The organism is Mycobacterium sp. OAS707 (assembly GCF_014873705.1).
Taxonomy (GTDB): Bacteria; Actinomycetota; Actinomycetes; order Mycobacteriales; family Mycobacteriaceae; genus Mycobacterium.
The window spans coordinates 1,724,214-1,749,610 of sequence record NZ_JADBDS010000001.1 but is presented as its reverse complement, the minus strand read 5'-3'; the positions used below and the strand labels follow the sequence as shown (position 1 = coordinate 1,749,610).

The 25,397-nt window shown below is 65.6% G+C and carries 25 protein-coding genes; 21 read left to right on the top strand and 4 right to left on the bottom strand.

Features of this window, described 5'->3' with window-relative positions; translation table 11 throughout:
• Positions 1–46: 46 nt before the first annotated feature.
• Both GGC64_RS08685 and GGC64_RS08680 read left to right on the top strand, forming a co-directional pair.
• Complete coding sequence (locus GGC64_RS08685) at positions 47–733, top strand: hypothetical protein (RefSeq protein ID WP_192721981.1); 687 nt, start codon at positions 47–49, stop codon at positions 731–733.
• Positions 730–1,782: a polyprenyl synthetase family protein gene (locus tag GGC64_RS08680; RefSeq protein WP_192721980.1), complete on the top strand. Its 1,053-nt coding sequence runs from the start codon at positions 730–732 to the stop codon at positions 1,780–1,782. Before GGC64_RS08685 ends, GGC64_RS08680 begins: the two co-directional genes overlap by 4 nt.
• Positions 1,783–1,785: 3 nt before the next feature.
• On the opposite strand, the gene GGC64_RS08675 is transcribed toward GGC64_RS08680, so the two are convergent.
• Positions 1,786–2,793: a DUF4331 family protein gene (locus GGC64_RS08675; protein WP_192721979.1), complete on the bottom strand. Its 1,008-nt coding sequence runs from the start codon at positions 2,791–2,793 to the stop codon at positions 1,786–1,788.
• 203 nt (positions 2,794–2,996) lie between these two features.
• Between GGC64_RS08675 and GGC64_RS08670 the strand changes: the two genes are divergently transcribed.
• The 3 genes from GGC64_RS08670 to eccB are packed head-to-tail and all read left to right on the top strand — an operon-like array spanning position 2,997 to position 5,814.
• Complete coding sequence (locus GGC64_RS08670) at positions 2,997–3,905, top strand: Rieske 2Fe-2S domain-containing protein (RefSeq protein ID WP_192721978.1); 909 nt, start codon at positions 2,997–2,999, stop codon at positions 3,903–3,905.
• The gene (locus tag GGC64_RS08665; protein ID WP_192721977.1) at positions 3,902–4,381 is read left to right on the top strand and encodes a hemerythrin domain-containing protein; all 480 of its coding nucleotides are present in this window, start codon (positions 3,902–3,904) and stop codon (positions 4,379–4,381) included. Before GGC64_RS08670 ends, GGC64_RS08665 begins: the two co-directional genes overlap by 4 nt.
• Before the next feature lie 56 nt (positions 4,382–4,437).
• On the top strand, positions 4,438–5,814 hold the full coding sequence (eccB, locus tag GGC64_RS08660; RefSeq protein ID WP_192721976.1) for a type VII secretion protein EccB: 1,377 nt from the start codon (positions 4,438–4,440) through the stop codon (positions 5,812–5,814).
• On the opposite strand, the gene mycP is transcribed toward eccB, so the two are convergent.
• Both mycP and eccD read right to left on the bottom strand, forming a co-directional pair.
• Entirely contained in the window at positions 5,779–7,146 is a 1,368-nt protein-coding gene (gene mycP / locus GGC64_RS08655; RefSeq protein WP_370582027.1) for a type VII secretion-associated serine protease mycosin, read from the bottom strand. The genes eccB and mycP overlap by 36 nt on opposite strands.
• Positions 7,143–8,447, bottom strand: coding sequence for a type VII secretion integral membrane protein EccD (eccD, locus tag GGC64_RS08650; protein ID WP_192721974.1), 1,305 nt, complete (start codon positions 8,445–8,447; stop codon positions 7,143–7,145). Before eccD ends, mycP begins: the two co-directional genes overlap by 4 nt.
• A 119-nt stretch (positions 8,448–8,566) precedes the next feature.
• On the opposite strand from eccD, the gene eccCa reads away from it, so the two are divergent.
• The 5 genes from eccCa (at position 8,567) to GGC64_RS08625 (ending at position 14,461) form a co-directional block, all read left to right on the top strand.
• Complete coding sequence (gene eccCa / locus GGC64_RS08645; RefSeq protein WP_192721973.1) at positions 8,567–12,145, top strand: type VII secretion protein EccCa; 3,579 nt, start codon at positions 8,567–8,569, stop codon at positions 12,143–12,145.
• Positions 12,127–13,278: a type VII secretion-associated protein gene (locus tag GGC64_RS35250; protein ID WP_192721972.1), complete on the top strand. Its 1,152-nt coding sequence runs from the start codon at positions 12,127–12,129 to the stop codon at positions 13,276–13,278. Before eccCa ends, GGC64_RS35250 begins: the two co-directional genes overlap by 19 nt.
• Positions 13,279–13,361: 83 nt before the next feature.
• On the top strand, positions 13,362–13,685 hold the full coding sequence (locus tag GGC64_RS08635; protein ID WP_192721971.1) for a WXG100 family type VII secretion target: 324 nt from the start codon (positions 13,362–13,364) through the stop codon (positions 13,683–13,685).
• An 11-nt stretch (positions 13,686–13,696) separates the two neighbouring features.
• Positions 13,697–13,993, top strand: a complete 297-nt coding sequence (locus tag GGC64_RS08630) for a WXG100 family type VII secretion target (RefSeq protein ID WP_192721970.1) — start codon at positions 13,697–13,699, stop codon at positions 13,991–13,993.
• 174 nt (positions 13,994–14,167) lie between these two features.
• Complete coding sequence (locus GGC64_RS08625) at positions 14,168–14,461, top strand: hypothetical protein (RefSeq protein WP_192721969.1); 294 nt, start codon at positions 14,168–14,170, stop codon at positions 14,459–14,461.
• On the opposite strand, the gene GGC64_RS08620 is transcribed toward GGC64_RS08625, so the two are convergent.
• Complete coding sequence (locus GGC64_RS08620) at positions 14,458–14,655, bottom strand: excalibur calcium-binding domain-containing protein (protein ID WP_192721968.1); 198 nt, start codon at positions 14,653–14,655, stop codon at positions 14,458–14,460. The two genes, GGC64_RS08625 and GGC64_RS08620, sit on opposite strands and share 4 nt — an antisense overlap.
• Positions 14,656–14,859: 204 nt before the next feature.
• Between GGC64_RS08620 and GGC64_RS08615 the strand changes: the two genes are divergently transcribed.
• From GGC64_RS08615 to GGC64_RS08565, 11 genes are all read left to right on the top strand, one after another.
• Positions 14,860–16,122: a helix-turn-helix domain-containing protein gene (locus GGC64_RS08615; RefSeq protein WP_192721967.1), complete on the top strand. Its 1,263-nt coding sequence runs from the start codon at positions 14,860–14,862 to the stop codon at positions 16,120–16,122.
• 100 nt (positions 16,123–16,222) lie between these two features.
• The gene (gene adh, locus GGC64_RS08610) at positions 16,223–17,746 is read left to right on the top strand and encodes an aldehyde dehydrogenase (protein ID WP_192721966.1); all 1,524 of its coding nucleotides are present in this window, start codon (positions 16,223–16,225) and stop codon (positions 17,744–17,746) included.
• Positions 17,747–17,798: 52 nt separating this feature from the next.
• The gene (gene adhP, locus GGC64_RS08605; RefSeq protein ID WP_192721965.1) at positions 17,799–18,860 is read left to right on the top strand and encodes an alcohol dehydrogenase AdhP; all 1,062 of its coding nucleotides are present in this window, start codon (positions 17,799–17,801) and stop codon (positions 18,858–18,860) included.
• Positions 18,861–18,999: 139 nt separating this feature from the next.
• A complete protein-coding gene (locus GGC64_RS08600) occupies positions 19,000–19,458 on the top strand; it encodes a hypothetical protein (RefSeq protein WP_225951214.1) in 459 nt (152 codons plus the stop codon).
• A 173-nt stretch (positions 19,459–19,631) separates the two neighbouring features.
• Entirely contained in the window at positions 19,632–20,075 is a 444-nt protein-coding gene (rplM, locus tag GGC64_RS08595) for a 50S ribosomal protein L13 (RefSeq protein WP_192721963.1), read from the top strand.
• Positions 20,072–20,563, top strand: coding sequence for a 30S ribosomal protein S9 (gene rpsI, locus GGC64_RS08590; protein ID WP_370582026.1), 492 nt, complete (start codon positions 20,072–20,074; stop codon positions 20,561–20,563). Before rplM ends, rpsI begins: the two co-directional genes overlap by 4 nt.
• Positions 20,564–20,726: 163 nt before the next feature.
• Positions 20,727–21,146, top strand: a complete 420-nt coding sequence (locus GGC64_RS08585; RefSeq protein WP_192721962.1) for a hypothetical protein — start codon at positions 20,727–20,729, stop codon at positions 21,144–21,146.
• Positions 21,147–21,508: 362 nt separating this feature from the next.
• Positions 21,509–22,069, top strand: coding sequence for a hypothetical protein (locus GGC64_RS08580; protein WP_192721961.1), 561 nt, complete (start codon positions 21,509–21,511; stop codon positions 22,067–22,069).
• 112 nt (positions 22,070–22,181) lie between these two features.
• The gene (gene glmM / locus GGC64_RS08575) at positions 22,182–23,519 is read left to right on the top strand and encodes a phosphoglucosamine mutase (RefSeq protein WP_192721960.1); all 1,338 of its coding nucleotides are present in this window, start codon (positions 22,182–22,184) and stop codon (positions 23,517–23,519) included.
• Between the two features lie 43 nt (positions 23,520–23,562).
• On the top strand, positions 23,563–23,859 hold the full coding sequence (locus tag GGC64_RS08570) for a type VII secretion target (RefSeq protein ID WP_192721959.1): 297 nt from the start codon (positions 23,563–23,565) through the stop codon (positions 23,857–23,859).
• Positions 23,860–23,861: 2 nt separating this feature from the next.
• A complete protein-coding gene (locus GGC64_RS08565; RefSeq protein ID WP_192721958.1) occupies positions 23,862–25,178 on the top strand; it encodes a hypothetical protein in 1,317 nt (438 codons plus the stop codon).
• Positions 25,179–25,397 lie beyond the last annotated feature (219 nt).

The following is a 25,397-nucleotide window of genomic DNA, read 5'->3' as shown; positions in this document are numbered from 1 at the left end:
GTGGAGCGTACGCAAACCAGTCTGATTTGCGGGGGAGGATCTGCAGGTGAGCCGGGGTTTTGGCGATGACGGCAACATAACGGAGGTGCCGTGGGCGTCGGTCTTCGACCCGGCCGCCAATGTGCGCGCGCTGAACGCAATCCAGGCCCAGGGTTTCCGTGCTGCCAGCAAGCTGGTCGACCGCTTCGTCGGGGCGATCAATGACAAAGGTCCGGGAGAAACGTCCACGGGTTCTGCCGCAGATCTGGCCGAGGAGAATGGCGCCGGCCGGCGAAACAATCCGGATATCGAGAGACTGATGAATATCTGGTGGGCGATGGCGGGTCAGTTTCTCGTGGGTTCGGCGAAGTTCTCGAATTTGCCATTTGCCGGCCCGGCGACGCTTGAGTTCGGCCGGACCGGCGGCAACGGGACTCTTGAGCTTCACGCCGACGCGCCGGGTCGAGCGAGCACAGAGGTGTGGCTGCACAACAATGGTCCCGATCAGCTCGGCGAGATTCGGCTGCGGTGCAGCGATTTACTGGCCCACGACGGCGACATGGTGCCGGCGGCCACAGTGCACTGCGATCCGAATCCTGTTCCTATGCCGCGACGTTCGAGTCGAGGCGTCGAGATCGGGGTTGACGTGACCGGGGACGTCCGGCCTGGCGTGTATCGGGGAAACCTTCTGGCCGACGGTCATCCCGACGTCTGGCTTCCAGTAGTACTGACCGTCACATCGCTGCTGCCGTGACGAGCACCGCCGACCGTGCCGAGCTCGTCGCTGAGGTCGACGCCCACCTGCGCGGAGTGGCCAAGGTGGTTCGTCGCGCGATGCTCGACGCCATGCCGGACGGTGAACCGGCGCAATGGCTGTACGGGCCGATGCGCGAGTACCCGTCGCGGCCGGGCAAGGCGCTGCGGCCCGCGCTGTGTCTGTCCGCCAGCAGGGCGTTCGGCGCAGAGCCCGAAGCTGTCATGGGTATAGCGGTCGCAATTGAACTGCTGCACAACGCTTTTCTGGTTCACGACGACGTCGCCGACGGCAGCGAGATGCGCCGTGGCCGACCGACGCTTGCCGCAACGCACGGCATGGCCGCCGCGCTCAACGCCGGTGACGGCCTTGCCATCATTGCTGGGCAGGTGCTGCGAAAGGCGACCCGGCGACTGGATGGCGATCTCGCCGACCTGGTGTGGCATGAATTCGACACCATGGCCATGCGCACGCTGGAGGGCCAGGCCATCGAAGTCGGCTGGCAACTCGACAATGTCGAGGATCTAGGGCCCGACGACTACCTCGAGCTGATCATGCACAAAACGTGCTGGTACACCACGATCCACCCGCTACGTGTCGGCGCATTGGTGGGATCAGGCGGTAAGGCCGACCTGGCGCCGTTGGTGCGCTTCGGGTTTCACTTCGGCGCCGCCTTCCAGATTCGCGACGACCTACTCAACCTCGTCGGGGACGAGCGTTCCTACGGTAAGGAGATCCTCGGCGATCTGTACGAGGGTAAGCGCACGCTTCCGCTCGTCCATCTGCTCGCCAACGCGTCGGGCGTCGACCTCGAGTTTGTTCGAGACTATTTATGGCGCAACCGTTCCGAACGATCAGCTGACATGGTGAACGCGGTGCGCGCGCTGATGGACGACTACGGCAGCATCGCGTTCACCTCCGAATACGCCGAAGGCATTCTGTTGGTCGCCGAGGAGTATTTCGAGCAGGCGTTCGTCGATGCCCAACCGGGTCCAGATCTCGATTTTCTGCGCGCCTTGGTGCCTTATGTGTGGGCCCGCTGGCGCTGACGGTCACTGGTGCGGCGGTCCGAGGTACGGGAACTCCGCCAGGGTGTCGGTGTGCGGGCTCAGACCCGACGGCGGGCACTCGCCCTTGGTCAGGAACGCCAGCCGGTAGTCGATGACGTCGTCGGTGAAGACGCGGCCATTCGGGTACTTCGCCGGCTTCGACGGGTTGAACGTCAACATGTCGGGCAGCGTGCCTTCGGTGTCGATGGCCGCGATGGCTTCCTCGCGCGAGTAGTCACCGGTGTGGCCCAGTTGGTGGATGAACATGTCGATCCACCGCTCCCGGTCGTGCACCGGCTCGCTGGCGTTGTACTCCTCTTTGGTGTCGTCGGTATTGAAGAAGCTGCTGACCGACGGGTGACCTGCGCGGTCGACGTGAAGCAGCCTGCCGTTTTTCCGCACGCTGCAACGGCCCCAGATCCGGATGTCGGGGTCGGCCCCCAAAAAGCTGGTCGGCATCTCGATGGCGGTGGAGAACACGTTGGCCTTGGTGTTGGAATCGACTCCGGTCCAAGGGGATTCGCCGGGCAGCGTCAGATCGGTGAAGTTGCGCTTACCGGAGGTGTCGAACAGCTGCTTGACGCCGTCGAAGTCGAAGAAGAATGCGTCACTGCGGGCGCCTGCGAAGAACGTGAAGTCGCCTGAGGTGGCGATGTAGGGCTCGTCGCCGACGAACGAAACCGGAACGTTCGTGAAGATCCGTTCGCCGACGGCTTCGGCCTCTTCGGCTTCGTCATTGGCCGCCAAGTAGACGTCGACGGTCTGCTTGCCGTCCTTGGGTTCTGAGAAGACGTAGCTGAAAGCTATGTCGTTCAACAGATCTCCGTCGTTGTCGATCGCGACCCGGTAGATCGCGTCGGGGTGCAGCGCGTCGGCCAGCGGGTTGGCATTCATGATGATCACGGTCCGGCCCGGGTCGGCGGGCGAAACGAACGCGTAGAGATCGCACAGATCGAGACGCTGATCGCCGAGCGGCGGTCCAAGGGACAGGCCGGTGAAATGGTTGGACATGCAGCGGAACGTACATCTGTTTTGTCGCGGCTCGCGACATATCAGGGAAAATTCACGTAACCGTCAGGTACGTCTACCGGCTTGCCGCCACCGTGCTTCCGATTGAACCGAAGCCGGCGGCGTTTCGTGTTTCTGGTGACGGGTCAGGGTGTGCGGGGACGGCCGGCCGAAGTTTCAACACGCAGAACCTGGGGAGGGCTGCCGTGGTACATCAGCCGCGTTCCAGACCGGATCACACGCGACAAATCGGATTCCGAGCAATCGAGAAGCTTGGTCGTCAACGGTGGCTGGATCGTCCGAGCTATCGACTCGAACACGTCCTTGCGGTGAGCTTCGCAGCGCTCGGCCGCAATCGGGAGCGTGTGAGCAACGCGCTGCACGGGACGTGGCTGGGGCATCCGCTTCACCCGGCCTTGACCAGCCTGCCGACGGGCGCAGTCGCCACGGCGGTGACGTTGGACGCAGTGAGCGTGCTCCCGGGCCGCACGACCATGCGCGACGCGTCGACGGTGGCGCTGGGCGTTGGCATTCTCGGCAATCTCGGCGCCGCCGCAACGGGTGCGACCGATTGGCAGCACACCCACGACGAGTCCCGGCGAATCGGGATCGTGCACGGCCTGTTGAACGTTGTCGCGACCGGGCTGTATGCGGTGTCGTGGTGGGATCGTCGACGAGGCCGTCATCTCCGCGGCATGGCCGGGACGGCGCTGGGCTACGGCCTCACTCTCGGAAGCGGCTATCTGGGTGCCTCGCTGGTGTACGGGTCGGGTGTGGGTGTTGACCAGTCGGGTCCACGTTTGCAGACCGCGGACTGGACGCCGGCCTTGCCGGTGAACGAGTTGGATGGGCGACCGCAGCGAGTCGAGATCGACGGCGTCGGCGTGGTATTGCACCGCGACGGCGGCAATGTGCTCGCGGTCGGCGAGTATTGCCCTCACCTCGGCGCTCCGATGTCGGACGGTTGGGTCGACCGCGGCCGTGTCGTATGCCCTTGGCACGGTTCACGATTCGAATGTGAATCCGGCAACGTACTGAAGGGGCCGGCCACCGCGCCGCTGCCCAGCTACGCGGCCCGCGTCCGCGACGGAATGGTGGAGGTGCGCGCGCAATGAACGCCTTCGACGTGCTGTTCGAGCACCACAACACGTTGCGCGGGCTGTGCAAGAAGATCACCGCGATGCCGCCCGTTTCGGACGAACGGCAGGAAACCCTCGACGAGTTCTTGGTCGAGTTGGACATCCACATGCGTATCGAAGACGAACTCTTCTACCCTGCCGTGCAGGCGGCCAGCAAGCTCGTTGCCATCGCACACGCAGAGCATCGACAGGTCTTTGACCAACTTGCCGTGGCACTGAGGACAGCGCCCGATGCGCCTGGCTACCAAGAGGAGTGGGAATCGTTCGTCACGGTGCTGGACGCACACGCCGCCGAAGAAGAGCGTGACCTGTGTCCACCGCCAGTGGAGATGAGCGACGACGAGCTGGACGCTCTCGGTGACGAAATGCGGCGGCGCATGGAGGAATTACGCGGCTCGAGCATCGAGAAGCTTCACATCAAGGGTCGAACCGCTCTGCTCCGCACGTTCTGACGAAATCCGTGACATCGGCCTCCCTTGGCCGCGGTTAGGCTGGCCGCGGGGGAAGTATGACTCGGCAATCACCTATGCGGCTGCAGGTCAGCGGCCAGCGGTTCCTGCTGCGCCGGATGGAGCACGCGCTGGTGCGCGGCGACGTGCGAATGCTCGACGATCCGCTTCGCGCGCAATCGCTTTCGTTGAGCGCAGGCACCGTCATCACCGCGATCGTCGTCGCGGTCTGTGTGGTGCTGGCGTTCTTACGCCCACCGGACCACCTTGGCAGCGCCCCGATAGTGGTGGTGCGGGAATCGGGTGCCCTCTACGTCCGCATCGGTGACGTCGTTCATCCAGTGCTGAATCTCGCGTCCGCGCGCCTGATCGCTGACACGCCCGCGAATCCCGAAGCGGTGAGCGCGGCGGCCATCAGCAACTCCACGCGTGGTCCGCTTCTCGGCATTCCCGGCGCGCCCGCCGAGATCGCGCCGCCGCTGCGAGAGGACGAATCCGGCTGGGCGGTCTGCGAGGACGCGGCCAAGACGACCGTGATCGCCGGAGCGCTGCCCGAAGGTGGCCTCGCGACGGGTCCCGCGGTTCTCGTCACGGCTCGCGGGGAGAGCGCGGCTTCGACGTATCTGCTCTATTCCGGGTTGCGGGCCAAGGTGGACCTGCGCAACCGTGCGGTCGTTCGAGCGTTGCAACTGGACGGCGTCACCCCTCGCTCGGTTTCGCGGACGCTTCTGGACGCGACACCCGAAGCGCCGCCCATCGCCGCGCCCCACATTCCCGGTGCGGGCGCACCGAGTCCGCTGCGCGGGTTTGCCGTCGGCAGCGTGGTGCGAATCGCCCGCGCGGGCGCCGACGAGTACTATGTCGTACTCGCCACAGGGGTGCAGCGGGTCGGCCAGGTCACCGCGGACCTCGTCCGCTTCACCGACTCACAGGACGACCGTGACATCGATGTGGTGACACCAGACGTCATCGCGGCCATGCCTGGTGTCGACACGCTTCGAGTCTCGACGTATCCGGATACCGCCGGTGTCTCACCCGCTGCGATGGTGTGTGCCCGATGGCAACTGACTGTGACGGACACCAAAATAGCTGTGCTGGTGGGTGATTCACTTCCAGCCCCCGCGAGCTCGTTGACACTGGCGCAGTCCGACGGCGACGGTCCGAACGTCGACGCCTTCTCGATTCCACGGGGTCGCGGCGCCTACATTCGGTCAGTCGGCATCGCCGACGACGGCGCGAGCGCCGGTTCGCTCTACTTCGTCACCGAGGCCGGCGTCGTATTCGGTCTTCGCGACGAACACACTGCGAAGCAGCTGGGTCTGCCAGGACCGCCCGTTCCGGCGCCCTGGCCGGTGCTGGCCCGGTTGCCACGCGGACCGGAGCTGAGCAAGGAAGCGGCGTCAATCGTGCGGGACAGTGTTGCCGGACCGTCGTAGCCGTGCCGCCGCTGTCGTCATCACGACTGCGCCGACGGATACTGCCAGACATACCGCCGCGCCGCCGACGGAAATCCGATATGCCCGATGCTCAGTGGGAGCGGGGCTCGGATAGGAGACGGGTCGTGACGGGGCATCTGCCAGGGCAGGTGTGGTACCGGCCGTCACCGCCGCCGTCGCATCGACAACCCCTTGCCCGACAACAGGATCCCAACCGGCGGCGGGCTGATGCGCTGTCGCTTTGATGCGCTGCATGACTTGCCGCGCAGTCAGTTCGGGCGAGCGCGACCGCACCAGCGCGGCGATGCCGCTCACCACTGGTGCCGCATAACTCGTACCCGTGATCGGGATCGGATCGCCGGCTGCAGGAAGGCTGCTCACCAGACCCTCACCATCGGGATCCAACGACACGACACCTTCACCCGGAGCCGCGACGTCCACCCAGGGCCCGGCAAGGCTGAACGCTGATGGCGCGCCGTGCGTATCGACCGAACCCACCGTCAACACATAGTCGTCATACCAAGCAGGACTCGCCACGACGTTCACCCGATCCCAATCTGGTCGGCCCGGGCGGGCCGGATCGGTTGCCGGATTCTGTTCGGGGCATTGACCGGCGGTGCCGACGTTTCCGGCGGCGGCGACCACAACGACGTTCTTCACGTCGACCGCGTAGGCCAACGCGGCGCCGAGGGGACGGTCGTCCAAACCGCTGTCCACGGGTAGGCACGCCACCGAGGACACGTTGATCACGGTCGCGCCCATGTCGGCAGCGGTACGCACAGCGCTCGCAAGCGTGTCGACATCGCCGAAGCCGGAGCCCGATGGATCATCGGTTGCCCGAAACTTGTTGCTGGACTGGCGAATGCTGACGATGGTGGCGTCGGGCGCGATGCCGCTGAATGTCGATCCATCTGAATCCGGTGCTGCACCGATGATCCCGGCCACGATGGTGCCGTGGCCGTCGCAATCGGTCGTACCGTCGGTGGAGGACACGTAGTCCCCGCCGGGCACCAGGTGGGGGAGGAGGCGGTGACGTTGGACGCCGGTGTCGATGACCGCGACGGTCTGCCCGGCTCCGCGGGTGAACTTCCAGACCTGCTGCAGATTCAGTCCTGCCAGTTGTCCAGCCTCAGCCTTGTCGCCGGCGGGTGCGGCCACGACGCAAGGGTCCCGTTGCTTCGTCGGCCGCGGTGGCGCAGGCGGACCCGGCTTCGGCAGCATCGAATCGTCGACCATCGGCGGTGTGACCGCGGCGGCGGGCGGCGCGAAACAGGTGGGCAATGTCGCGAGAAGGCCTGCGACACAGAACCTCGTCATCCGCTCGGCAATCATGACAGGCTCACACCGCGGACCAGCCCGTAGAGGTCGCCGACCCAGCATGCCAGTGGCAGCACAGCGGCCAGTGTCGCGTACTCCAACACCTCGACGGTGCGGCGCGCGAGTACGTTTCGCGTTGCGCCGAATCCACGAACCAGCATGCCGATGCCGACTGCGAGCGCGACGAGGCTCACCCAGACAGCGTGTTCTGGAGCCGAAATCACGACGGTGACACCACCGGCTGCGATGGCCGCGATCCCAGCCGCCACCAACGCGACGGTGCGATGCCTGTCGACGTGGGTTCGGGCGCGCAGCACCATCACCAGACCCACCACGGCCGTGAAGAGGACTGCATTCGGTCTGGTAGGTATACCGGATGCGACGAGTGCCGCACCGATCGCAGCTGCGGCCGCCGACCCGGTGACGAGTCCTGTGAAGGTTTGGTGAGCGGCGATCGCCTGTGGCGTCAGCTCAGTGAAATCGTCTTCTGCGTGGGCCAACCCGGCAGTTGCGATCGACAACCTGGCTGCCGCTGCGAGGGCTCCGAGGGCCAGCGTGGCTAGCGCCGCGCCGGTTGTGGTGATCGGCACTGCCCATGCGACACCACACAGGGCAGCAGCGGTCGTCAGTGCGGATGAGGTCGCGATAGCTGTCAAACAGATTGCACCGCAATGAGTTATGCGAATCAACACCGTCGATGTCGCGAATGCCACCGCGGCCGCGAGCAATGCGTTGGCCGTCGAGGGTCCGGCGGGCACCGCGAGAAATCCGGCCGCGCCGCCGAACGCAACGGCGATGACGCCAAGGGTGACGACGACCAGCGGGTCGGGGTATGCGCGGCGCACCGCCACCGTTGCGATCATGGCCGCGGCCGCAATGGCGGTTGCCGCCATGACGTTGCCGATTGCCTGGGTGACCACGCCTGCCCAGGCCAACGCCGCGACGCCGAACAGCGAAGCACTCAAGCATGCCGCCGCTATGGCACGCTGAGGCACAGACCGACGGTCACGGGTTTCGACGAGCACCTGCCACGGGTCGTCTGGCACACGGACGGGCGTTGGAGAGGGCGCGGTGGCGAGCAGCAACAGCTCACCGTCGTGAACAGCGTTGTCGTGCAGACTGATCGCTTCGTCCAGCGGGCCGTGGCCGACGCGGGACAGGTGCCACCGCAACCCCTCTTCGGCGGGGAGCGTGTCGGGCTTGACGAGGTCCACGACCGACGGCAGCAGTAGTCCGACCGGCGTGCTCCTCGGCAGTGCGAGCTCGACAGTGTCCGGCCCGTGCTGAACTGCCAACCGGCACATCGAATCCGGCATCGCATCACCCCCCATTGACGCCCGCGCATTCACCGTAACGCGACCCGAGCCCACGCCGGCTCGACAATTTCGGGAGCTGTGGATGGAACGAAACGGACCTACGCATCGTCCTTCAGACGATGGAGTTCTCCCGTGAGCCGCGACTGCCCGCCCCGACCATGGTGCAGGGCGACGTCACGGTCGACCCGCCGCCCGAAGTCCCGAAACCCTTGCCCGGCAATCTACTTGCGCGCCTGCTGCCGGTGGCCATGCTGGTCGCGGCAGGCGGCATGATGGCGCTGTACTTCTCGTCGGGCGGCGCGTCGGCGAGCCGTGGGCCGATGTCCATGTTCTTTCCGGTCATGATGATCGCGTCGGTCCTTGGCTCGCTCGCATACAGCACACGAGGCGCAAATCAGAACGCGCAATTGAACGAGGGCCGCCGCGACTACCTCGGCTACCTCGACGGTCTGGATCGGACAATCGCCGGCGCCGCTGCCGATCAGCATCGCTCGCTGCATTGGAGCCATCCCGATCCGGCGACGCTATGGACCTTGATCGGCGGGCAGCGCATGTGGGAGCGTGCGCTCGACGATCCCGACTTCTGTCAGGTCAGGATCGGCCTCGGCGAGCGGCCGCTGTCCGCCCGTCTCGTGACGCCGGAGCCCGGCCTCGACCCGGTCACCGCGTCGGCGGTGTCCCGATTGATCCGGCGCCGATCGGTGGTGGCCGATGTGCCGGTCGTGGCGTCGTTGCGGGACGTCTCCGCCGTTGTCTTCGACGGGGATCCGACGGTCGTGAGGGCGCTACTGCGCGCCATGCTCTGTCAGCTTGCGGTTCTGCACAGCCCCGACGATCTGCGAGTTGTCGTCGTGGCGGGACCCATGTCCGAGGACTGGGACTGGCTCAAATGGCTTCCACACCAACAGCATCCGCTGCTGGCCGACGCAGCCGGTCCGGCAAGGATGATCTACCGCAGTCTGGCCGATGCGACCGCGGCGTGCGGAAACGACGCGACGGCGCCGCATGTGGTTGTCGTCGTCGACGACGGACGGGCACCCGCACTCGAGCAACCCTTCATCGAAGGCCCGCGCCTGCGGCTGGCCCTGGACGGCGATATGCGAAGCGACGGTTTGACGCAGTCGCAGGCCTTGGTCTGCGCCAGACGTCTAGCGCCGTATCGCGACGTCGGTGCGGCCCGCCATGCCTCGATCACCGGCTGGCTCGAAATGATGGGCCTGACCGATCCGGACAGCATCGAACCCGCGCGGCAATGGCATCCACGATCGGACAGCCAACGGCTTCGGGTGCCGATCGGCGTGACCGAAGCCGGCGACAAGGTCATGCTCGACATCAAGGAAGCCGCGCAGAGCGGGATGGGACCGCACGGCCTCTGCGTTGGCGCCACCGGCTCGGGAAAATCGGAGTTCCTGCGCACTTTGGTCCTCGGCATGATCGCGGCTCATCCGCCCGACGTCGTCAATCTGGTGCTCGTCGACTTCAAGGGCGGTGCGACGTTCCTCGGCCTGGACCGCGTCTGCCACGTTTCGGCGATCATCACGAACCTGTCCGACGAAGCGCACCTCGTCGCTCGTATGCAAGACGCACTTGCCGGCGAGATGAACCGTCGACAAGAGTTGCTGCGTGCCGCGGGACTTTTCGCGAACGTCGCCGACTACGAACGAGCGCGGCGACAAGGTCGCGCCATGCCGCCGTTACCAGCCCTGTTCATCGTTGTCGACGAGTTCTCCGAGTTGCTCAGTCAGCATCCCGAGTTCGCCGAACTGTTTGTCGCAATCGGACGGCTGGGCCGTTCGCTCGGCATGCATCTGCTGCTGGCCAGCCAACGGCTCGATGAGGGCAGGCTGCGGGGATTGGAGACGCACCTGTCATATCGCATCTGCTTGAAGACGTTCTCCGCCAGTGAATCCCGAGCCGTGCTCGGTGTGCCCGACGCGTATCACTTACCCACTTCACCCGGGGCCGCGTACCTGAAGACGCCGGACTCAGAGATGGTGCGTTTCCAAACGGCGTTTGTCTCGGCACCGTACGAAAATCTGCGCGTGGCCGAAGGTTCCGTTCCGTCGAGCACGCCCCGGTTGTTCACCGCAGCGGCCGTCGGCCGGATCACCCAGCCGGTACAACCACCCGGCGCTCAGACGTTGATGGATACTGTGCTGAATCGACTGGCGGGCCATGGAACGCCGGCGCACCGGGTGTGGCTGCCGCCGTTGACGCAGTCACCGGTACTCGACGATCTCATCGTCTGCGGTTCGAGCGATCGCCCGTTGTCGGTGCCGATCGGGGTCATCGATTCCCCCTACGACCAACGTCGTGACTTGCTGATCGCCGACTTATCCGGAGCCGCAGGAAATGTCGCCATTGTCGGTGCACCACAAACTGGTAAGTCAACAACCGTGCGCACCTTGGTGACAGCACTTGCCGCAACGCACAACCCGACCGTGGCGCGGTTCTATTGCCTCGACTTCGGCGGAGGTGAATTGGCGGCGTTGCGTGATCTACCGCATGTGGGATCGGTCGCGGCACGATCCGATGCCGACCTCTGCAGGCGCGTGGTCGCCGAGATGGAGTCGATCGTGCGCAACCGAGAGGCCGGTGCCCCGCGCTCCGGTGATGTTTTTCTCGTCATCGACGGCTGGGCCACCCTGCGGCAAGACTTCGAAGCCCTCGAGTCGCGGGTGATCGCCCTGGCAGCCCAGGGCCTTTCGTATGGCGTGCATGTGGTGGTGACCGCATCCCGCTGGGCCGACATCCGCCCCGCGCTGAAGGATCAGCTCGGCACCCGCATCGAGTTGCGACTCGGCGATCCGGCCGACTCCGAAATGGACCGCAAGCGTGCCCGGCAACTGGGCCATATCCCGCCGGGTCGCGGCATCACGGGCGACGGCAAGGAAATGTTGATCGCGTGGCCACGCGTCGGCGAGGACAGGATCATGCGGTGGGGCGGGTGCTGCGCACAGCCGATCGAACTTCTGCCGCTGCACGTTGCTCACGATGCCACCGGCGGCCACGTGGTTCTCGGCGTAGGGGAGGCTGAATTGCGACCGGTGACACTCGATTTCGCGGATCAGCCACATCTGCTGGTGCTCGGAGAAACCGAGTGCGGAAAGACGTCGACACTGCGCCTGCTGTGTCGGGAGATCGTCCGCACCACTAGTGCGGACGCCGCGCAGATCGAGATCGTCGACTTCCGCCGAACGCTGCTCGGTGTTGTCGAATCGGCTCATCTAGGTGGGTACTCGATGTCGGCCACGACCCTTGCGACGCGAGTCTCTGGCCTTGTCGAGCAGTTGGAGGCCCGGTTGCCCAGTGAGACGGTGACACAACAGCAACTGCGCGACAGGTCGTGGTGGTCCGGACCTGAGATCTACCTTGTCGTCGACGACTACGATCTGGTCGCTACCGCCACCGGCAACCCGTTAACGCCACTGGCTGACTATCTCCCACATGCCAAGGATGTCGGCCTGCACGTGATCGCTGCCCGCCGCTCGGGTGGAGCAGCGCGCGCGATGTTCGATCCGGTTCTGGCGCGGCTGCGCGAGTTGGGATGCATGGGCCTGATGATGAGCGCCAGCGCGGACGACGGCGTCTTGCTGGGTTCGGTTCGGCCGTCGCGGCAGCCGCCGGGGCGGGGAACGCTTGTCACCCGCGTCCAGTCCGATCACCTGGTCCAGGTGGCGTGGACAGACCCGCCGTGAAACAGGTCGTCGTCGAGGTAGGCCCGATCACCATCCGCGGCCCGAATGAGGCTGAGCGGGAGTGGGTTTCAGCTTGTATCGACGCCATCGACGACGAGTTTGTGCTGATCGACGACCGTGCGGTACCAGCCACTCAGGTATGGCAAAGAATCATGCAGGACGTCGTCGGTGGTTCCGCCGAGACGGTTGTGCTCGTCTGTCCGACGTGGTGGTCGTCGTCGCGGGTGGAGCGGGTGTGTGGCGCCGCCGAGACAGTGGCGAACGACGTAGTTGTGCTGCGGCGGGCAGAACTGCTGTCCGACCCACAGATGTCGTTCGTGGAGTTGGCGCCCGAGTTCGTCGTCATAGCGTCGCGCGGAGCGATCGTCGACGTGGTGCGACCCGACGACACCGAGCGACTGCTGGCGAGAATTCCGACGTCGGCTGTGCTGGATACGCCGGAGGGAGTCGAGGGCGATCGTCCGCTCATAAAGGTGTTGCGGGCCAACGACATAAACGTCACCGTTGCGGATCGCGGCTGGGTTGGCCGCAGTGTTGAGTCGATGTGTTCGCCGGAAGATACAGGACACCGCGAGACACACCCATCGGTTAGGCGCAGTGGACGTGCGGCGGCGGTGCTGGCGGGAACACTGGTGTCGGCAGCCGTGATGTGCGGCGGATTTGCGGCGCGCCACCACCTGGCGACGGCCACGGCGGATCTGCCGATGACACTGTTGGTCGAGGGGCGGGTCGGCGTCATGGTGCCCGCGCAGTGGGTGGTCGAGCGCATCACCTCGGGCCCCGGATCGGCACGCGTCGAGGTTGTTTCGCCCAATGATGCGACCGTCGCGTTGCACATCACGCAGTCGACGTTGGCACCGCAGCAAGCGCATGAGCAGGTCGCGGACTCACTGCGCGACGCGCTGGAGCAGGAGCCCGATGGTGTCTTCGCCGACTTCAATCCGACCGGACGACGGGTCGACCGCGCTGTGGTGACATACCGCGAGGTGCGTCGGGACCGTCGGATCGCGTGGTTCGTGTTGATCGATCGGTCACTGAGGATCGCCATCGGGTGTCAGAGCGCGCCAGGACAAGAAGAGGTCATGCAACAGGTTTGCGATCGGGCGATTGCCTCGGCGCATGCGGTGTTCTGAAAAACCAATCGCCTCGATGGAACCGAATGCGACGGGCCGACGTCCAACCTTCATATCGCGCAGAACGACACGGAAGGATCCAAATGACGTCACCCGGGGGCGGACCGCTCGCGACCGACTTCGAGCTCATGTCGGCGGTCGCAGGCAAGACGGATAGTCGCAATGAAGAGATCCGGGCGATGTTGCAATCCTTCATCGGGCGGATGACCAGCGTGTCACCGTCGGTGTGGGGAGGTGTCGCCGCCGTTCGCTTCCGCGATGTGGTCGAGCGGTGGAACGCGGAGTCGACGAAGCTGCACGCCGCTCTGCAGCGCATTGCAGAGACCATCCGCTTCAACGAACGGACGTTGCGTGAGGCCGGCGAAAGCCATTCGCACCAAATCGGTTCCGTCGCGACCAACCTGTAAGGAGCTGGGTCATGGATCACGTGCTGTCGTATGACTTCGACGAAATCGAGTACACGGTGCGACAAGACATTCACGCGACGTCGGCGCGGTTGAACGGCGCGCTGGATGAGCTACGGTCGCAGATCGCGCCGCTGCAACAGGTGTGGACGCGGGAGGCGGCGGAGGCGTACCGCGTCGAGCAGACACGGTGGGAGCAGGCGGCCGCCGCGCTCAACGAGATCCTGGTCAATCTCGGCAATGCCGTGCGCAACGGCTCTGATGAGGTCGCAGCGACCGATCGCAGCGCGGCCAACGCCTGGGGCTATTGACGCCCAACGTCAGGACCCTGTGCGGTCCCGCTTGGAGGGGAGCCAACGGGACCGCACAGTCCTGCCTTTGGTTGCAAAAGCAAAGGGGTGCAGCGGAAGAGTCGCAATCAACAACGGTTCGTGCTCGACGAACTACCGTTATGCCAGCGGCGTGCGAACGTTCGAGGGGGTCAGATGAGTGAAGCGTTTATCGCTTACCGCGACCGGCTGCTGAGTCGTCACGAGAATCGCGCCACCGATGTGTTGTCGACTGTCGGAGACGTCCTCTTCCTAACCGCGATCGCCACTGCCGTTGCGACCAGGCGCGCACAGGTAGGGGTGATCGGCGCAGCGGGCGGCCTCGCCGTAATTGTGGGCGCCCATCTTTTTCAGCCAGGAACCATGCGGGATGAGATCACCGAGGTCCTGCGGCATCCAGTCTGGGGACTTCGAGCAGAAGCCCAGCGAGTCTTCGGTCGCCGTACCTAGCACTCGCAGGCGACGCCGTCGCCGTCGCGGTCGAGCTTCGCCAGGTACCAGGGCGAATCCGTCGTGATGTTGCAGACGCCGTCCGCCTTGGCTTGGCTGCAGTTGTTGTAGGGGCCCGATGCCGAAGCGACGGGAGCTAACGCGATTGCGGCCGCGCCGACCATGAACAGGGCAGAGCCGAGAACACGAAACATCTTCACTCCGTTGGATCTTGAACTGTGGGGAGACGGTCCAGATAACTCGGGAGTCCGTCACAGCGAAGCTATGTTGATTCCTTGCGCAAGGAATCAGGTGTTTCCCTATGTTTGCTCTCGGCGCAATAGGGCCGAAAGCCCCTGCCCGCGACCAGCGAGCTTGGGTTATCGTGGCGGCCACGCGTGCGAGGAGCGTGGTCGCCGGTGGACATCTCGAAGACTTCGGGCAACCGGGCAGCAGCCCGGGTGTCGTCTTCGTCGCTGCGCGCTGTCCATGAGCTATTCGTCTCTGGCCAGGTCGATCTGGACGCCACGCCGTTGCGCCCCCTCGTCGCTGAGAGTTGGCGGCGCAGCCTGGCCACCGGCGTCGACCCCGACCTCGGGGCTCCTCCCACCGCCACCGCTGTCCTTGACCGCATGCGCGCTTCGCATCCATTGGCGCCTGCCCTTCCGGTCATCCGCCGCCTGCTTGTTGACGACGCCACCGACGCAGGCGTCGTCGTCGCCGTGACCGCTGCCGACGGCACCCTGCTCTGGGTCGAGGGCGATCGGAAAGCCTGCCGCAAGGCCGAACGGATGAATTTCGTGCCCGGCGCCGACTGGAGTGAACGCGGCGCGGGCACCAATGCGCCCGGCACCGCACTTGCACTCGACGCCGAGCTACAAATCCGCGGGACCGAGCACTTCTCGCGGATCGTCCAGCAGTGGAGCTGCACCGCGGTGCCGGTGCACGACCCCGCTACCGGTGTGCTCATCGGCGCCATCGACCTCACCGGCGGAACCCAGGTCGCCTCGCCGCAGACCCTTGCCTTGGTCCGCGCCACTGCCGTCGCCGTCGAAAACCACCTCGCCCTGTTGCAGCTCAACCAACCCACGACAACACCCACCGCCACCCGCCTTACGGTGCTCGGCGCCGACCGGCCGCGCTGGCGCACCGAGCTCGACACCAGCACGCTGACCGGTCGCCACGCCGACATCCTGGTTCTGCTCGGCCGCCACCCCGAAGGCCTGAGCGCCGATCACCTCGCGATGCTGCTCGACGACAAGGACCTCGACGTGGTAACTATCCGCGCCGAGATGTCCCGGCTGCGCCGAGTCATCGGCGCCGACTACATCGACTCTCGGCCGTACCGGTTGCTCAAACCGATCGCCAGCGACTACGACGACGTTTCGCAAGCCCTGCACGCTGGCGACGTCGACCGCGTACTCACCCACTACACCGGCGAACTGCTACCGCAGTCGGTGTCACCCGGCATCGCGCGCCTGCGCAGAGAACTCAGCGCCAGCGTGCGCGGCGCGGTGCTGGCATCGGGAAACCTTGCGCTGCTTCGCCGTTGGCTCGACCTGCCGGAGGGGCGCGACGACCGGGACTGCTGGCGGGTGCTCTACAACCACGCCGCGCCGGGATCAGCGATGCGAGCCCAGGCCCGCGGACGCCTCGCCGGTCTCGATTTCGACCTGGCCTAGCCTGCCGGCGGTTGCAACGTCGTGCAACCGTGCTGCAACCGTCCAAAACCTACCTTCAGTGACGTCCGACACATAGACGTCGCGAAGCTAGGAGAAGCCAATGACCGTGTACGCCCGACCGGGTGCCGAAGGCTCTGTGATGACGTTCCAGTCCCGGTACGAGAACTACATCGGCGGGCAGTGGGTAGCTCCCACCGCAGGCCGGTACTTCGAGAACGCCAGCCCGGTCAACGGTCTGCCGTTCTGCGAGATCCCCCGCTCCGATGAGTCCGACATCGAAAAGGCGCTCGACGCCGCGCATGCCGCTGCGCCGGCCTGGGGGAAAACCACTGCAGCAGAACGGGCGGTGATCCTCAACAAGATCGCCGACCGCATCGAGGAGAACCTCGAGTCGATCGCCGTCGCCGAATCGTGGGACAACGGCAAACCGGTGCGCGAGACGCTGAACGCCGATATCCCGTTGGCGATCGACCACTTCCGGTACTTCGCAGGCGCGATCCGTGCGCAGGAAGGGTCGCTGTCGCAGATCGACGAGGAGACCGTCGCCTATCACTTCCACGAACCGCTCGGCGTCGTCGGTCAGATCATCCCGTGGAACTTCCCGATCCTGATGGCCACCTGGAAGCTGGCGCCGGCCATCGCGGCGGGAAATGCCGTGGTGCTCAAGCCGGCTGAGCAGACGCCCGCATCGATCCTGTACTTGTTCTCGTTGATCGGTGATCTGTTGCCGCCCGGTGTGGTGAACATCGTCAACGGCCTCGGCCTCGAAGCGGGCAAGCCGCTGGCGTCCTCGAACCGGATCGCCAAGATCGCATTCACGGGGGAGACCACGACCGGCCGGCTCATCATGCAGTACGCGTCGCAGAACCTGATCCCGGTCACGCTGGAGTTGGGCGGCAAGAGCCCGAACATCTTCTTCAACGACGTCATGGCCCAGCACGATGACTATCAGGACAAGGCGCTCGAGGGCTTCACGATGTTCGCACTCAACCAGGGCGAGGTCTGTACTTGCCCGTCGCGCAGCCTGATTCAGGCCGACATCTTCGACGAGTTCCTCGAGTTGGCCGCCATCCGCACCAAAGCGGTTCGGCAGGGCGATCCGCTGGACACCGAGACCATGATCGGCGCCCAGGCATCCGAGGACCAGATGGAAAAGATCTTGTCGTACATCCAGATCGGCAAGCGAGACGGGGCAAAACTCGTCACCGGCGGCGAACGCGCAGAACTCGGCGGCGATTTGAGTGGTGGATATTACGTCACCCCAACGGTTTTCACCGGAAACAACAAGATGCGGATCTTCCAGGAGGAGATCTTCGGACCGGTGGTCGCGGTGACGTCGTTCACCGACTACGACGACGCGATCAACATCGCCAACGACACGCTCTACGGCCTTGGGGCGGGCGTGTGGAGCCGTGACGGCAACGTCGCCTACCGTGCCGGCCGCGACATCAAGGCGGGCCGGGTGTGGACCAACTGCTACCACGCGTATCCCGCACATGCCGCGTTCGGTGGCTACAAGCAGTCGGGCATCGGCCGTGAGAACCACAAGATGATGCTCGATCACTACCAGCAGACCAAAAACCTGCTCGTCTCCTATGGAAACAAGGCCCAAGGCTTCTTCTAAGCCGGGACCAAAGACCCTTCAATAAAACCACTTTCACGATTGGAATGATGAAATGACCCAGACCCTCGGCGCCCCCGCGGCGACCACCAACACCGATACCATGCGTGCCGCCGTCGTCACCGAATTCGGTGGACCCCTACAGGTCGAGGAACTCGAGCTGCCAACGCCAGGCTACGGCGAAGCATTGGTCAAACTCGAGACTTCCGGCGTGTGCCACACGGATCTTCATGCGGCGCACGGAGATTGGCCCGTCAAGCCGCAACCACCGTTCATCCCCGGCCACGAGGGGTATGGCACCGTCGTCGCAGTCGGCGATGGCGTCGACGACCTCACGGTCGGTGACAAGGTCGGCAACGCCTGGCTGTGGTCGGCCTGCGGCACCTGCGAATACTGCAGCACCGGATGGGAAACCCTGTGCGAGAGCCAGAAGAACGGCGGCTACAGCGTCAACGGCAGCTTCGGCAGTTACATGCTGGTGAACGCCGCCTATGCGGCGCGCATCCCCGAGAACGCCGACCCGCTGGAGGTCGCACCGATCCTGTGCGCGGGCGTCACCGTCTACAAGGGCCTCAAGGTGACCGACACCAGGCCCGGCCAATGGGTGGCGATCTCCGGCATCGGCGGACTCGGCCATGTCGCGGTGCAGTACGCGCGGGCGATGGGACTGCGGGTCGTCGCGATCGACATCGACGATTCCAAGCTCGCGTTGGCCACCCGCCTCGGTGCCGAGGTCGCCGTCAACGCCCGCACGTCCGACGTCGTCGCCGAGGTGCAGAAGGCCACCGGCGGCGTGCACGGCGTGCTCGTCACCGCGGTTCACCCGCAGGCGTTCGGTCAGGCGATCGGACTGGCGCGGCGTGGCGGCACGATCGTCTTCAACGGCCTTCCGCCGGGTGACTTCCCAGCGCCGATCTTCGACATCGTGCTCAAGGGCCTGACGATCCGCGGGTCGATCGTCGGCACCCGCCAGGACATGGCCGAGGCGCTGGACTTCTACGCCCGCGGCCTGATTCACCCGACGGTGGAGAGCGCCCGCCTCGACGACATCAATGAGGTGTTCGGCCGGATGGAACGCGGTCAGATCGACGGCCGGGTGGTCATCGACTACCGGTAATCAATGGCCCCCGACGCAAACTCCCCCGACAGCTCGACGCATCGGGGGAGTTTGTCTTGTAGTCGTCGTCGCGTCGGCGTACGTTCAGCTAACTATCAGTAGCTACAAGGGGGGCTCTGGGATGAACAAACATGCGAAATTGACAGCCACGGCAATCCTCGCGCTGCCGATGCTTGGTCTGACGGCGCCGACGGCCAGCGCCGACACCACGCTGGTCCTTTTCGAGCACGACACCGTGCAATACCAAGCCGATCTCGGTGCACCCGGACCGGGCCCCGGTGACCAATTCATCTTTGCGGGCGATCTGTTCGACCGCCCCGGCGGGATGTTCCTGGGCACGACCGGCGGCAGTTGCACCACGTTGACCGGCGACAAGTCGGCGTGCAACGGCACGTTCAACCTCGCCGGAGGTCAGATCGTCATCCAGGGCGTAGACCAGACTGATGCGATTTTCAGCAGCGGCCAACCGGCACCCGTGACGATCGTCGGCGGCAACGGGATCTACCAGAATGCGCACGGCACCGGAACGGTCCAGGTGCCGCCGGAGGTGCCGAACCAGACGGATGCGAACTTCGTGCTGAACCTGGCGGGCGGATAGCCGCATCGAACGCGTTTTGACCTGCGCGGACGCTCGCAGGTAAGCTCCTCCGTTGGCGTGCGGTATGCACGGGCCTCGGGTCACTGTCGGTCGCCGAGGACCACCCTGCCGTCGACGCCTGACCGGCACCCGGGTCACACCGGGATCCAACCCGAGATAAGAAGGTAGACGCTGTGCCTACATACACGCCGAAGGCGGGTGACACCACGCGTTCGTGGTACGTCATCGACGCCACCGACGTGGTGCTCGGCCGGCTCGCCGTCGCAGCTGCAACTCTGCTGCGCGGCAAGCACAAGCCGACATTCACGCCCAATGTCGACGGTGGCGACTTCGTCATCGTCATCAACGCAGACAAGGTCGCCATCAGCGGCGACAAGCTCCAGAACAAGTACGCCTACCGCCACTCGGGTTTTCCCGGCGGTCTGCGCAAGCGTGCGCTCGGTGACGAGATGGAGAAGCACGCCGACCGGGTCGTCGAAAGGGCGATCCTCGGCATGATTCCGCACACCAAGCTCGGTCGTCAGATCCAGAAGAAGTTGAAGGTCTACGTCGGGCCCGACCATCCGCACACCGCCCAGAAGCCGGTGCCGTACGAGATCAAGCAGGTGGCCCAGTGACCGAGACCGTTGAGCAGACCGACGACAACGTGGAAACCACGGATGCCGTGGTCGAGACCGAGGCCGAGACCCAGGCGGCGCCGCGCGAGCCCGTCGTGATCGACCGTCCCATCCAGACCGTCGGCCGCCGCAAGGAGGCCGTGGTGCGGGTGCGCCTGGTGCCCGGCACCGGCCAGTTCCACCTGGACGGCCGCACTCTCGAGGCCTACTTCCCGAACAAGGTGCACCAGCAGCTGATCAAGGCGCCGCTGGTGACCGTGGATCGGCTGGAGAGCTTCGACATCTACGCCCACCTCGATGGCGGCGGCCCGTCCGGCCAGGCCGGTGCGCTGCGCCTGGCCATCGCCCGGGCGCTGATCCTGGTGCAGCCGGAGGACCGGCCCGCACTCAAGAAGGCCGGCTTCCTGACCCGCGACCCGCGGGCCATCGAGCGCAAGAAGTACGGCCTCAAGAAGGCCCGCAAGGCGCCTCAGTACAGCAAGCGCTGATCTACCTGCCGAAACGCCGGGTGTGCGATATGCACGCCCGGCGTTTTGCATTCCTGGGAATTCGTCACACCGCGTTTGAGATCGCGGGCCATCGGGGAGCCATCACGTCGGACGCGCCGTCGGGGGAACGAACCGGCGCGTCCCGACTGAAAGGAAATAACACATGCAGAACCGTGTGAAGCTTGCGTCCGCTGGTGCCCTCCTGGGTGGAGCCCTTCTGGCTGCGGGCGGCCTTGGACTCGCGCACGCAGCTCCGCCGGCTGAGTCCGTCGTCAATGACGGCAAGGTCAACGTCACCGTGACGGCGGGCGGCCAGCAGGTCGGCGTCCTGCAGGACGTGTCGCTGACGAACGCTGAGGCGCTCATTGCGTCGGCGTGCCCGAACGGAGGGATCACCACGGAGGCGCTGCAGGCGCTCGACGTCAACGGCACGCCGGTGCCCGGCACTTGTGCGGGCGCCGAGGGCGGGCTGACGTTCACGTTCGCCCAGAACGGGCCGGGTAACTCCGAGAACGCGCCTGGGCAGAACCGAACGACGAGCACGCCGTCGACTACGACGACGACCACTACTGCCGCGCGGTAGCTCTCGTTCTCAAATCTCACCGCCCGTACCCGCCCGGGTGCGGGCGGTGAGTCATGTTCGGGCACAAGCGGATTCGTTATTCGTACAGCACAGCCCCAAGAGAATTCTGCGCGGCAGTAAACATTGCGATGGTAGATAACCAGCAAATTATTGACTCGCTAGCTATTTAGGCTGTGGGCGAGATTTACGCCAACAATAATTTTTCTGGCAATTTTTGGTTTGAACCCCCGTCTGATCGAGGAAAGACCGCTGCGGAAGCAAGGTGCATCTCGCGAAAGCGGGCCGCTCCTACCTCCGGTGCGACGTCACGGAGCTGGTCGGGGACCGGTTCACTGCTTCCCGACAGGAAAAGGAGTACATCTATGACGTCACGGTTTGTGCGGCTACTCGCTCTCGTGGTGGCCGTTGCGACGCTCACGCTCGTGGGAGGTGTCGCGGCCGGCAGCGCCGGCGCAGCGCCCCCGGAGGTCGTTGGCAAGAAAACAGTGCAGGTGCGTGGTACCGCCACTGACGGGTCGAAGTTCAACGGCCAGTTCACGGTGACCAACTTCCGCCAGGCGACAGCCCCGAACGCACCCTCACCTGTAGAGGCGGTCGGAGACCTCACCGGCAAGCTGATCCACCCGGGTCAGGGAGCCGGCGCCCAGGACGTTTCGCAGTCCGGCGTGGCGATGCCCGCCGCGGTGGCGCAGTCCAGCTGCGAGATTCTCGACCTCGTTCTGGGGCCGCTCGACCTGAATCTCCTGGGCCTTACGGTGCACCTCGACACCGTGCACTTGAACATCACGGCTGTGCCGGGTGCGGGCAACCTGCTCGGCAACTTGTTGTGCGCGGTGGCCGGTCTGCTGGACCCGGCGGGGAACATCACGGATCTGCTCCAGTTCCTGAACCTGCTGAACCAGCTACTCGGGTTGCTCGGATAACACCAAGGACTCTCGCCGCCCGCATCCACCCGAGTGCGGGCGGCGAGCCTTTTCCGGTGCTGATGGCCTGGCGGTTGGCCCTTTGACCGCCATCTATGAGAAGTTTGTCGGCATGGCTCGACTGTTCGGCACCGACGGGGTGCGCGGAGTCGCCAATCAGGATCTGACCGCTGAGCTGGCGTTGGGACTGGGCTCGGCGGCTGCGCGCCGCCTCGGCAGCGTTGGTGGCCATGCCCGCCGGATAGCCGTGGTGGGTCGCGATCCGCGGGCCAGCAGCGAGATGCTCGAGGCAGCGGTGATCGCCGGGGTGACCAGTGAAGGCGTCGACGCGCTGCGCGTCGGGGTACTGCCGACACCGGCCGTGGCCTACCTGACGAGCGCTTATGACGCCGACTTCGGCGTGATGATCTCGGCGTCACACAACCCGATGCCGGATAACGGCATCAAGATCTTCGGGCCCGGCGGACACAAACTCGACGATGCCGCCGAGGACCGCATCGAGGAACTCGTCCATCAGGGGCCGGGAAGCCGGCCAACCGGCGCGGGCATCGGCCGAGTCGTGGACGCCGAGGACGCGTTGGACCGCTATCTGCGCCACGCGGGCAAGGCGGTGACCACGCGGCTCGATGGGCTGACCGTCGTCGTGGACTGCGCACATGGGGCGGCGTCATCGGCAGCGCCTCGGGCGTACCGCGCCGCGGGCGCGAACGTCATCGCGATCAACGCCGAGCCCAACGGGCTGAACATCAACGACGGCTGCGGGTCGACGCACATGGAACAACTCCGCAGCGCGGTGATCTCACACGGCGCCGACCTCGGGCTGGCGCACGATGGCGATGCGGATCGCTGTCTGGCGGTCGATGCCGCAGGCCGGGTGATCGACGGCGACGCGATCATGGTGATCCTGGCGCTGGCGATGCGGGACGCCGGTGAGCTGGCTTCGAACACCTTGGTGGCGACGGTGATGAGCAACCTCGGGCTGCATCTGGCCATGCGCGCGGCCGGCATCGAGGTCCGCACCACCGGTGTCGGTGACCGCTACGTACTCGAAGAGCTTCGGGCAGGCGAATATTCGCTCGGCGGTGAGCAATCGGGTCACATAGTGATGCCCGCCCTGGGTACGACTGGCGACGGCATCGTCACGGGTTTGCGACTGATGTCGAGGATGGCGCAGACGCGCTCGACGCTTGCCGCACTCGCCGAGCCGATGCAGACCCTGCCGCAGGTCCTGATCAACGTGCAGGTCGCGGACAAGGCCACGGTGGCCGATGCGCCGTCGGTGCGCTCGGCGGTGGCAGAGGCCGAGGCGGAGCTCGGCGACAGCGGCCGAATTCTGTTGCGGCCCTCCGGAACCGAACAGGTTGTCCGCGTGATGGTCGAGGCGGCCGACGAGGACACCGCACGGCAGGTGGCCGTCCGCGTCGCAGAGTCGGTCAGCGACCAGCGCTGAAATTCATTGGAACCGGCGGGGGTTGGCCGGCGTCCTAGCTGGTATGGGACAAGCTGATGTCGACGTGGCGGCGTTGCATGCCGTGGCCCGCCAATATCAAACAGTCGCCGACATCGTCGATGGCGTTGTCCGCACGCATCTGTCCGGGCTGCGGTTCGACGGGGCGGCGGCCGGGCGGGCGCACACCGCCGGTGGGGACGCATTGCGCACCGCTGTCGATCACGTGGTGGTCCAGCTCGGGCAATGGTCGAGGGCCGCGACCGAGATCGCTGTGGCACTGCGCGCATCCGCGGATCGGTACGCCGAAGCCGATGTCGATGCAGGCCGACGGGTGGGGTAGCGGTGGCCGAAAAGTTAGATGTCGCAGCGCGATTGGCTGAAGGATTGCCTGCTGTCGACAATGTCCAGACCTGTGTGTGGGCCTGCCAGATGCTCGGCTACACGAATCCGGATCTGACGCTCCATGCCGCGCAGGTGCGCGACTGGTACGGCAGCGAGGACGGGCTCGACCTGCGTGCGCTTGACGCCGACTGCGCTGCGCTCGAAGCCGCGGTGGCGGCGACGGAAGACGCGTTGGCGCGCCAGGACATCGGCGCACTGTCGACGGCATGGCAGGGTGACGGCGCTGACGCGTCGACGGCGTTCCTGCGTCGGCATGGTCAAGCATCGGAGGTTGCCGCGGCCGCTGTGCGCACGTCGGCGGATGCGTTGGCCGACTTGCGGGACAACCTGTGGAAGACAGTCGATCAGAAGGTGGCGGCCGCGATCGACGCCGATGGACGCGCGCAGGACGACTGGGTGGCGGCCGCGCGCACGGTGACAACGGGTGCGGGGGATCGTGCGGCAGCCAGTGAGAAGATCGACCAGGAGGTTAAGCCGTTTGTCGACAACGACATTCGCATCGGGTGGCTGACGGCGATGCGTTCGGCAACGGCTGCGGTGACGAATCTTTACGACACGGCAACGGCGGAGCTGACCGCCGAGCCGGATGCGGTGTTCGACGTGCCTGGCGATCTCGGTCCGTCGTGGACGCCACCGCAGCGCGCCGAGCAGACATCCACGGTCCCTGCGGCTTTCAGCGCGCCGCCGCCACCCGTCGCGGCGCCGCCGCTGTGGAGCGCGTCAGCCGTCCCGTCGCCGGCGCCTACGACGGCCGAGCCAATGCCGCCACCACCACCCGCGCCACCCCCGGTCGATGCGGCCTCGACCGCACCAGCGATGGCCGCACCGCCGTCGGCACCTTCACTCGGCGGCATGCCGGATCTCGGTAGCGGCCTATCGGGGTTCGGGCAGCAGCTCGCCGACGCGTTCGGCAGTCTGCTGGGGTCGGCCGACGCAGTGGACACCCCCGGCATCGACGATCCGGAGATCGACGAGCCGGGGATCGACGACGAATTGGACGATGAGACGGAAGACGACGATGAGCCGGTCGAGCCCGCGGCCGAGCTAGAGGACGAGCCCGCCGCAGAAGAGCCCGTTGAGGAGCCTGTCTGCCAACCGGCAGAGACTCCGGTCGAAGCACCGCCGCCACCGGAAGAACTCGAGCCAGCGCCGACCCCGGTGCCCGAGCCACCGCCAGATTCGCCGCCGCCTGAACCCGTCGCCGCCGAGACGCCGTGTGAAATAGCGGCCGACGAACTACCCCAAGTCGGCGAGTGACCTGGCGAGACTTTGGGTAACCAGAAGTTGTCATTGTCGTGCTGTTCGCCTGGAACTCAGAACGGGCAGCATCGGTCCAAATCGATCGTCGGGGGCAAACACGGTGACACCGTCGACGAGGAGGTTGACGATGAATCTCAAGAAAATCGCTGCTGGGGCCGCTATCGGCGCCGTCCTTGGGTTCGGAGCTCTAGGTGGCGCCGGCGTCGCGGCCGCCAA

Coding starts and splice junctions, on each gene's coding strand:
- GGC64_RS08580 (WP_192721961.1), top strand. CDS start 21,509: ATGACGTCACGGTTTGTGCGGCTACTCGCTCTCGTGGTGGCCGTTGCG.
- mycP (WP_370582027.1), bottom strand. CDS start 7,146: ATGATTGCCGAGCGGATGACGAGGTTCTGTGTCGCAGGCCTTCTCGCG.
- GGC64_RS08665 (WP_192721977.1), top strand. CDS start 3,902: ATGAACGCCTTCGACGTGCTGTTCGAGCACCACAACACGTTGCGCGGG.
- GGC64_RS08675 (WP_192721979.1), bottom strand. CDS start 2,793: ATGTCCAACCATTTCACCGGCCTGTCCCTTGGACCGCCGCTCGGCGAT.
- glmM (WP_192721960.1), top strand. CDS start 22,182: ATGGCTCGACTGTTCGGCACCGACGGGGTGCGCGGAGTCGCCAATCAG.
- GGC64_RS08570 (WP_192721959.1), top strand. CDS start 23,563: ATGGGACAAGCTGATGTCGACGTGGCGGCGTTGCATGCCGTGGCCCGC.
- eccCa (WP_192721973.1), top strand. CDS start 8,567: ATGGAGTTCTCCCGTGAGCCGCGACTGCCCGCCCCGACCATGGTGCAG.
- GGC64_RS08625 (WP_192721969.1), top strand. CDS start 14,168: ATGAGTGAAGCGTTTATCGCTTACCGCGACCGGCTGCTGAGTCGTCAC.
- adh (WP_192721966.1), top strand. CDS start 16,223: ATGACCGTGTACGCCCGACCGGGTGCCGAAGGCTCTGTGATGACGTTC.
- GGC64_RS08630 (WP_192721970.1), top strand. CDS start 13,697: ATGGATCACGTGCTGTCGTATGACTTCGACGAAATCGAGTACACGGTG.
- GGC64_RS08635 (WP_192721971.1), top strand. CDS start 13,362: ATGACGTCACCCGGGGGCGGACCGCTCGCGACCGACTTCGAGCTCATG.
- eccD (WP_192721974.1), bottom strand. CDS start 8,447: ATGCCGGATTCGATGTGCCGGTTGGCAGTTCAGCACGGGCCGGACACT.
- GGC64_RS08620 (WP_192721968.1), bottom strand. CDS start 14,655: ATGTTTCGTGTTCTCGGCTCTGCCCTGTTCATGGTCGGCGCGGCCGCA.
- GGC64_RS08585 (WP_192721962.1), top strand. CDS start 20,727: ATGCAGAACCGTGTGAAGCTTGCGTCCGCTGGTGCCCTCCTGGGTGGA.
- adhP (WP_192721965.1), top strand. CDS start 17,799: ATGACCCAGACCCTCGGCGCCCCCGCGGCGACCACCAACACCGATACC.
- eccB (WP_192721976.1), top strand. CDS start 4,438: ATGACTCGGCAATCACCTATGCGGCTGCAGGTCAGCGGCCAGCGGTTC.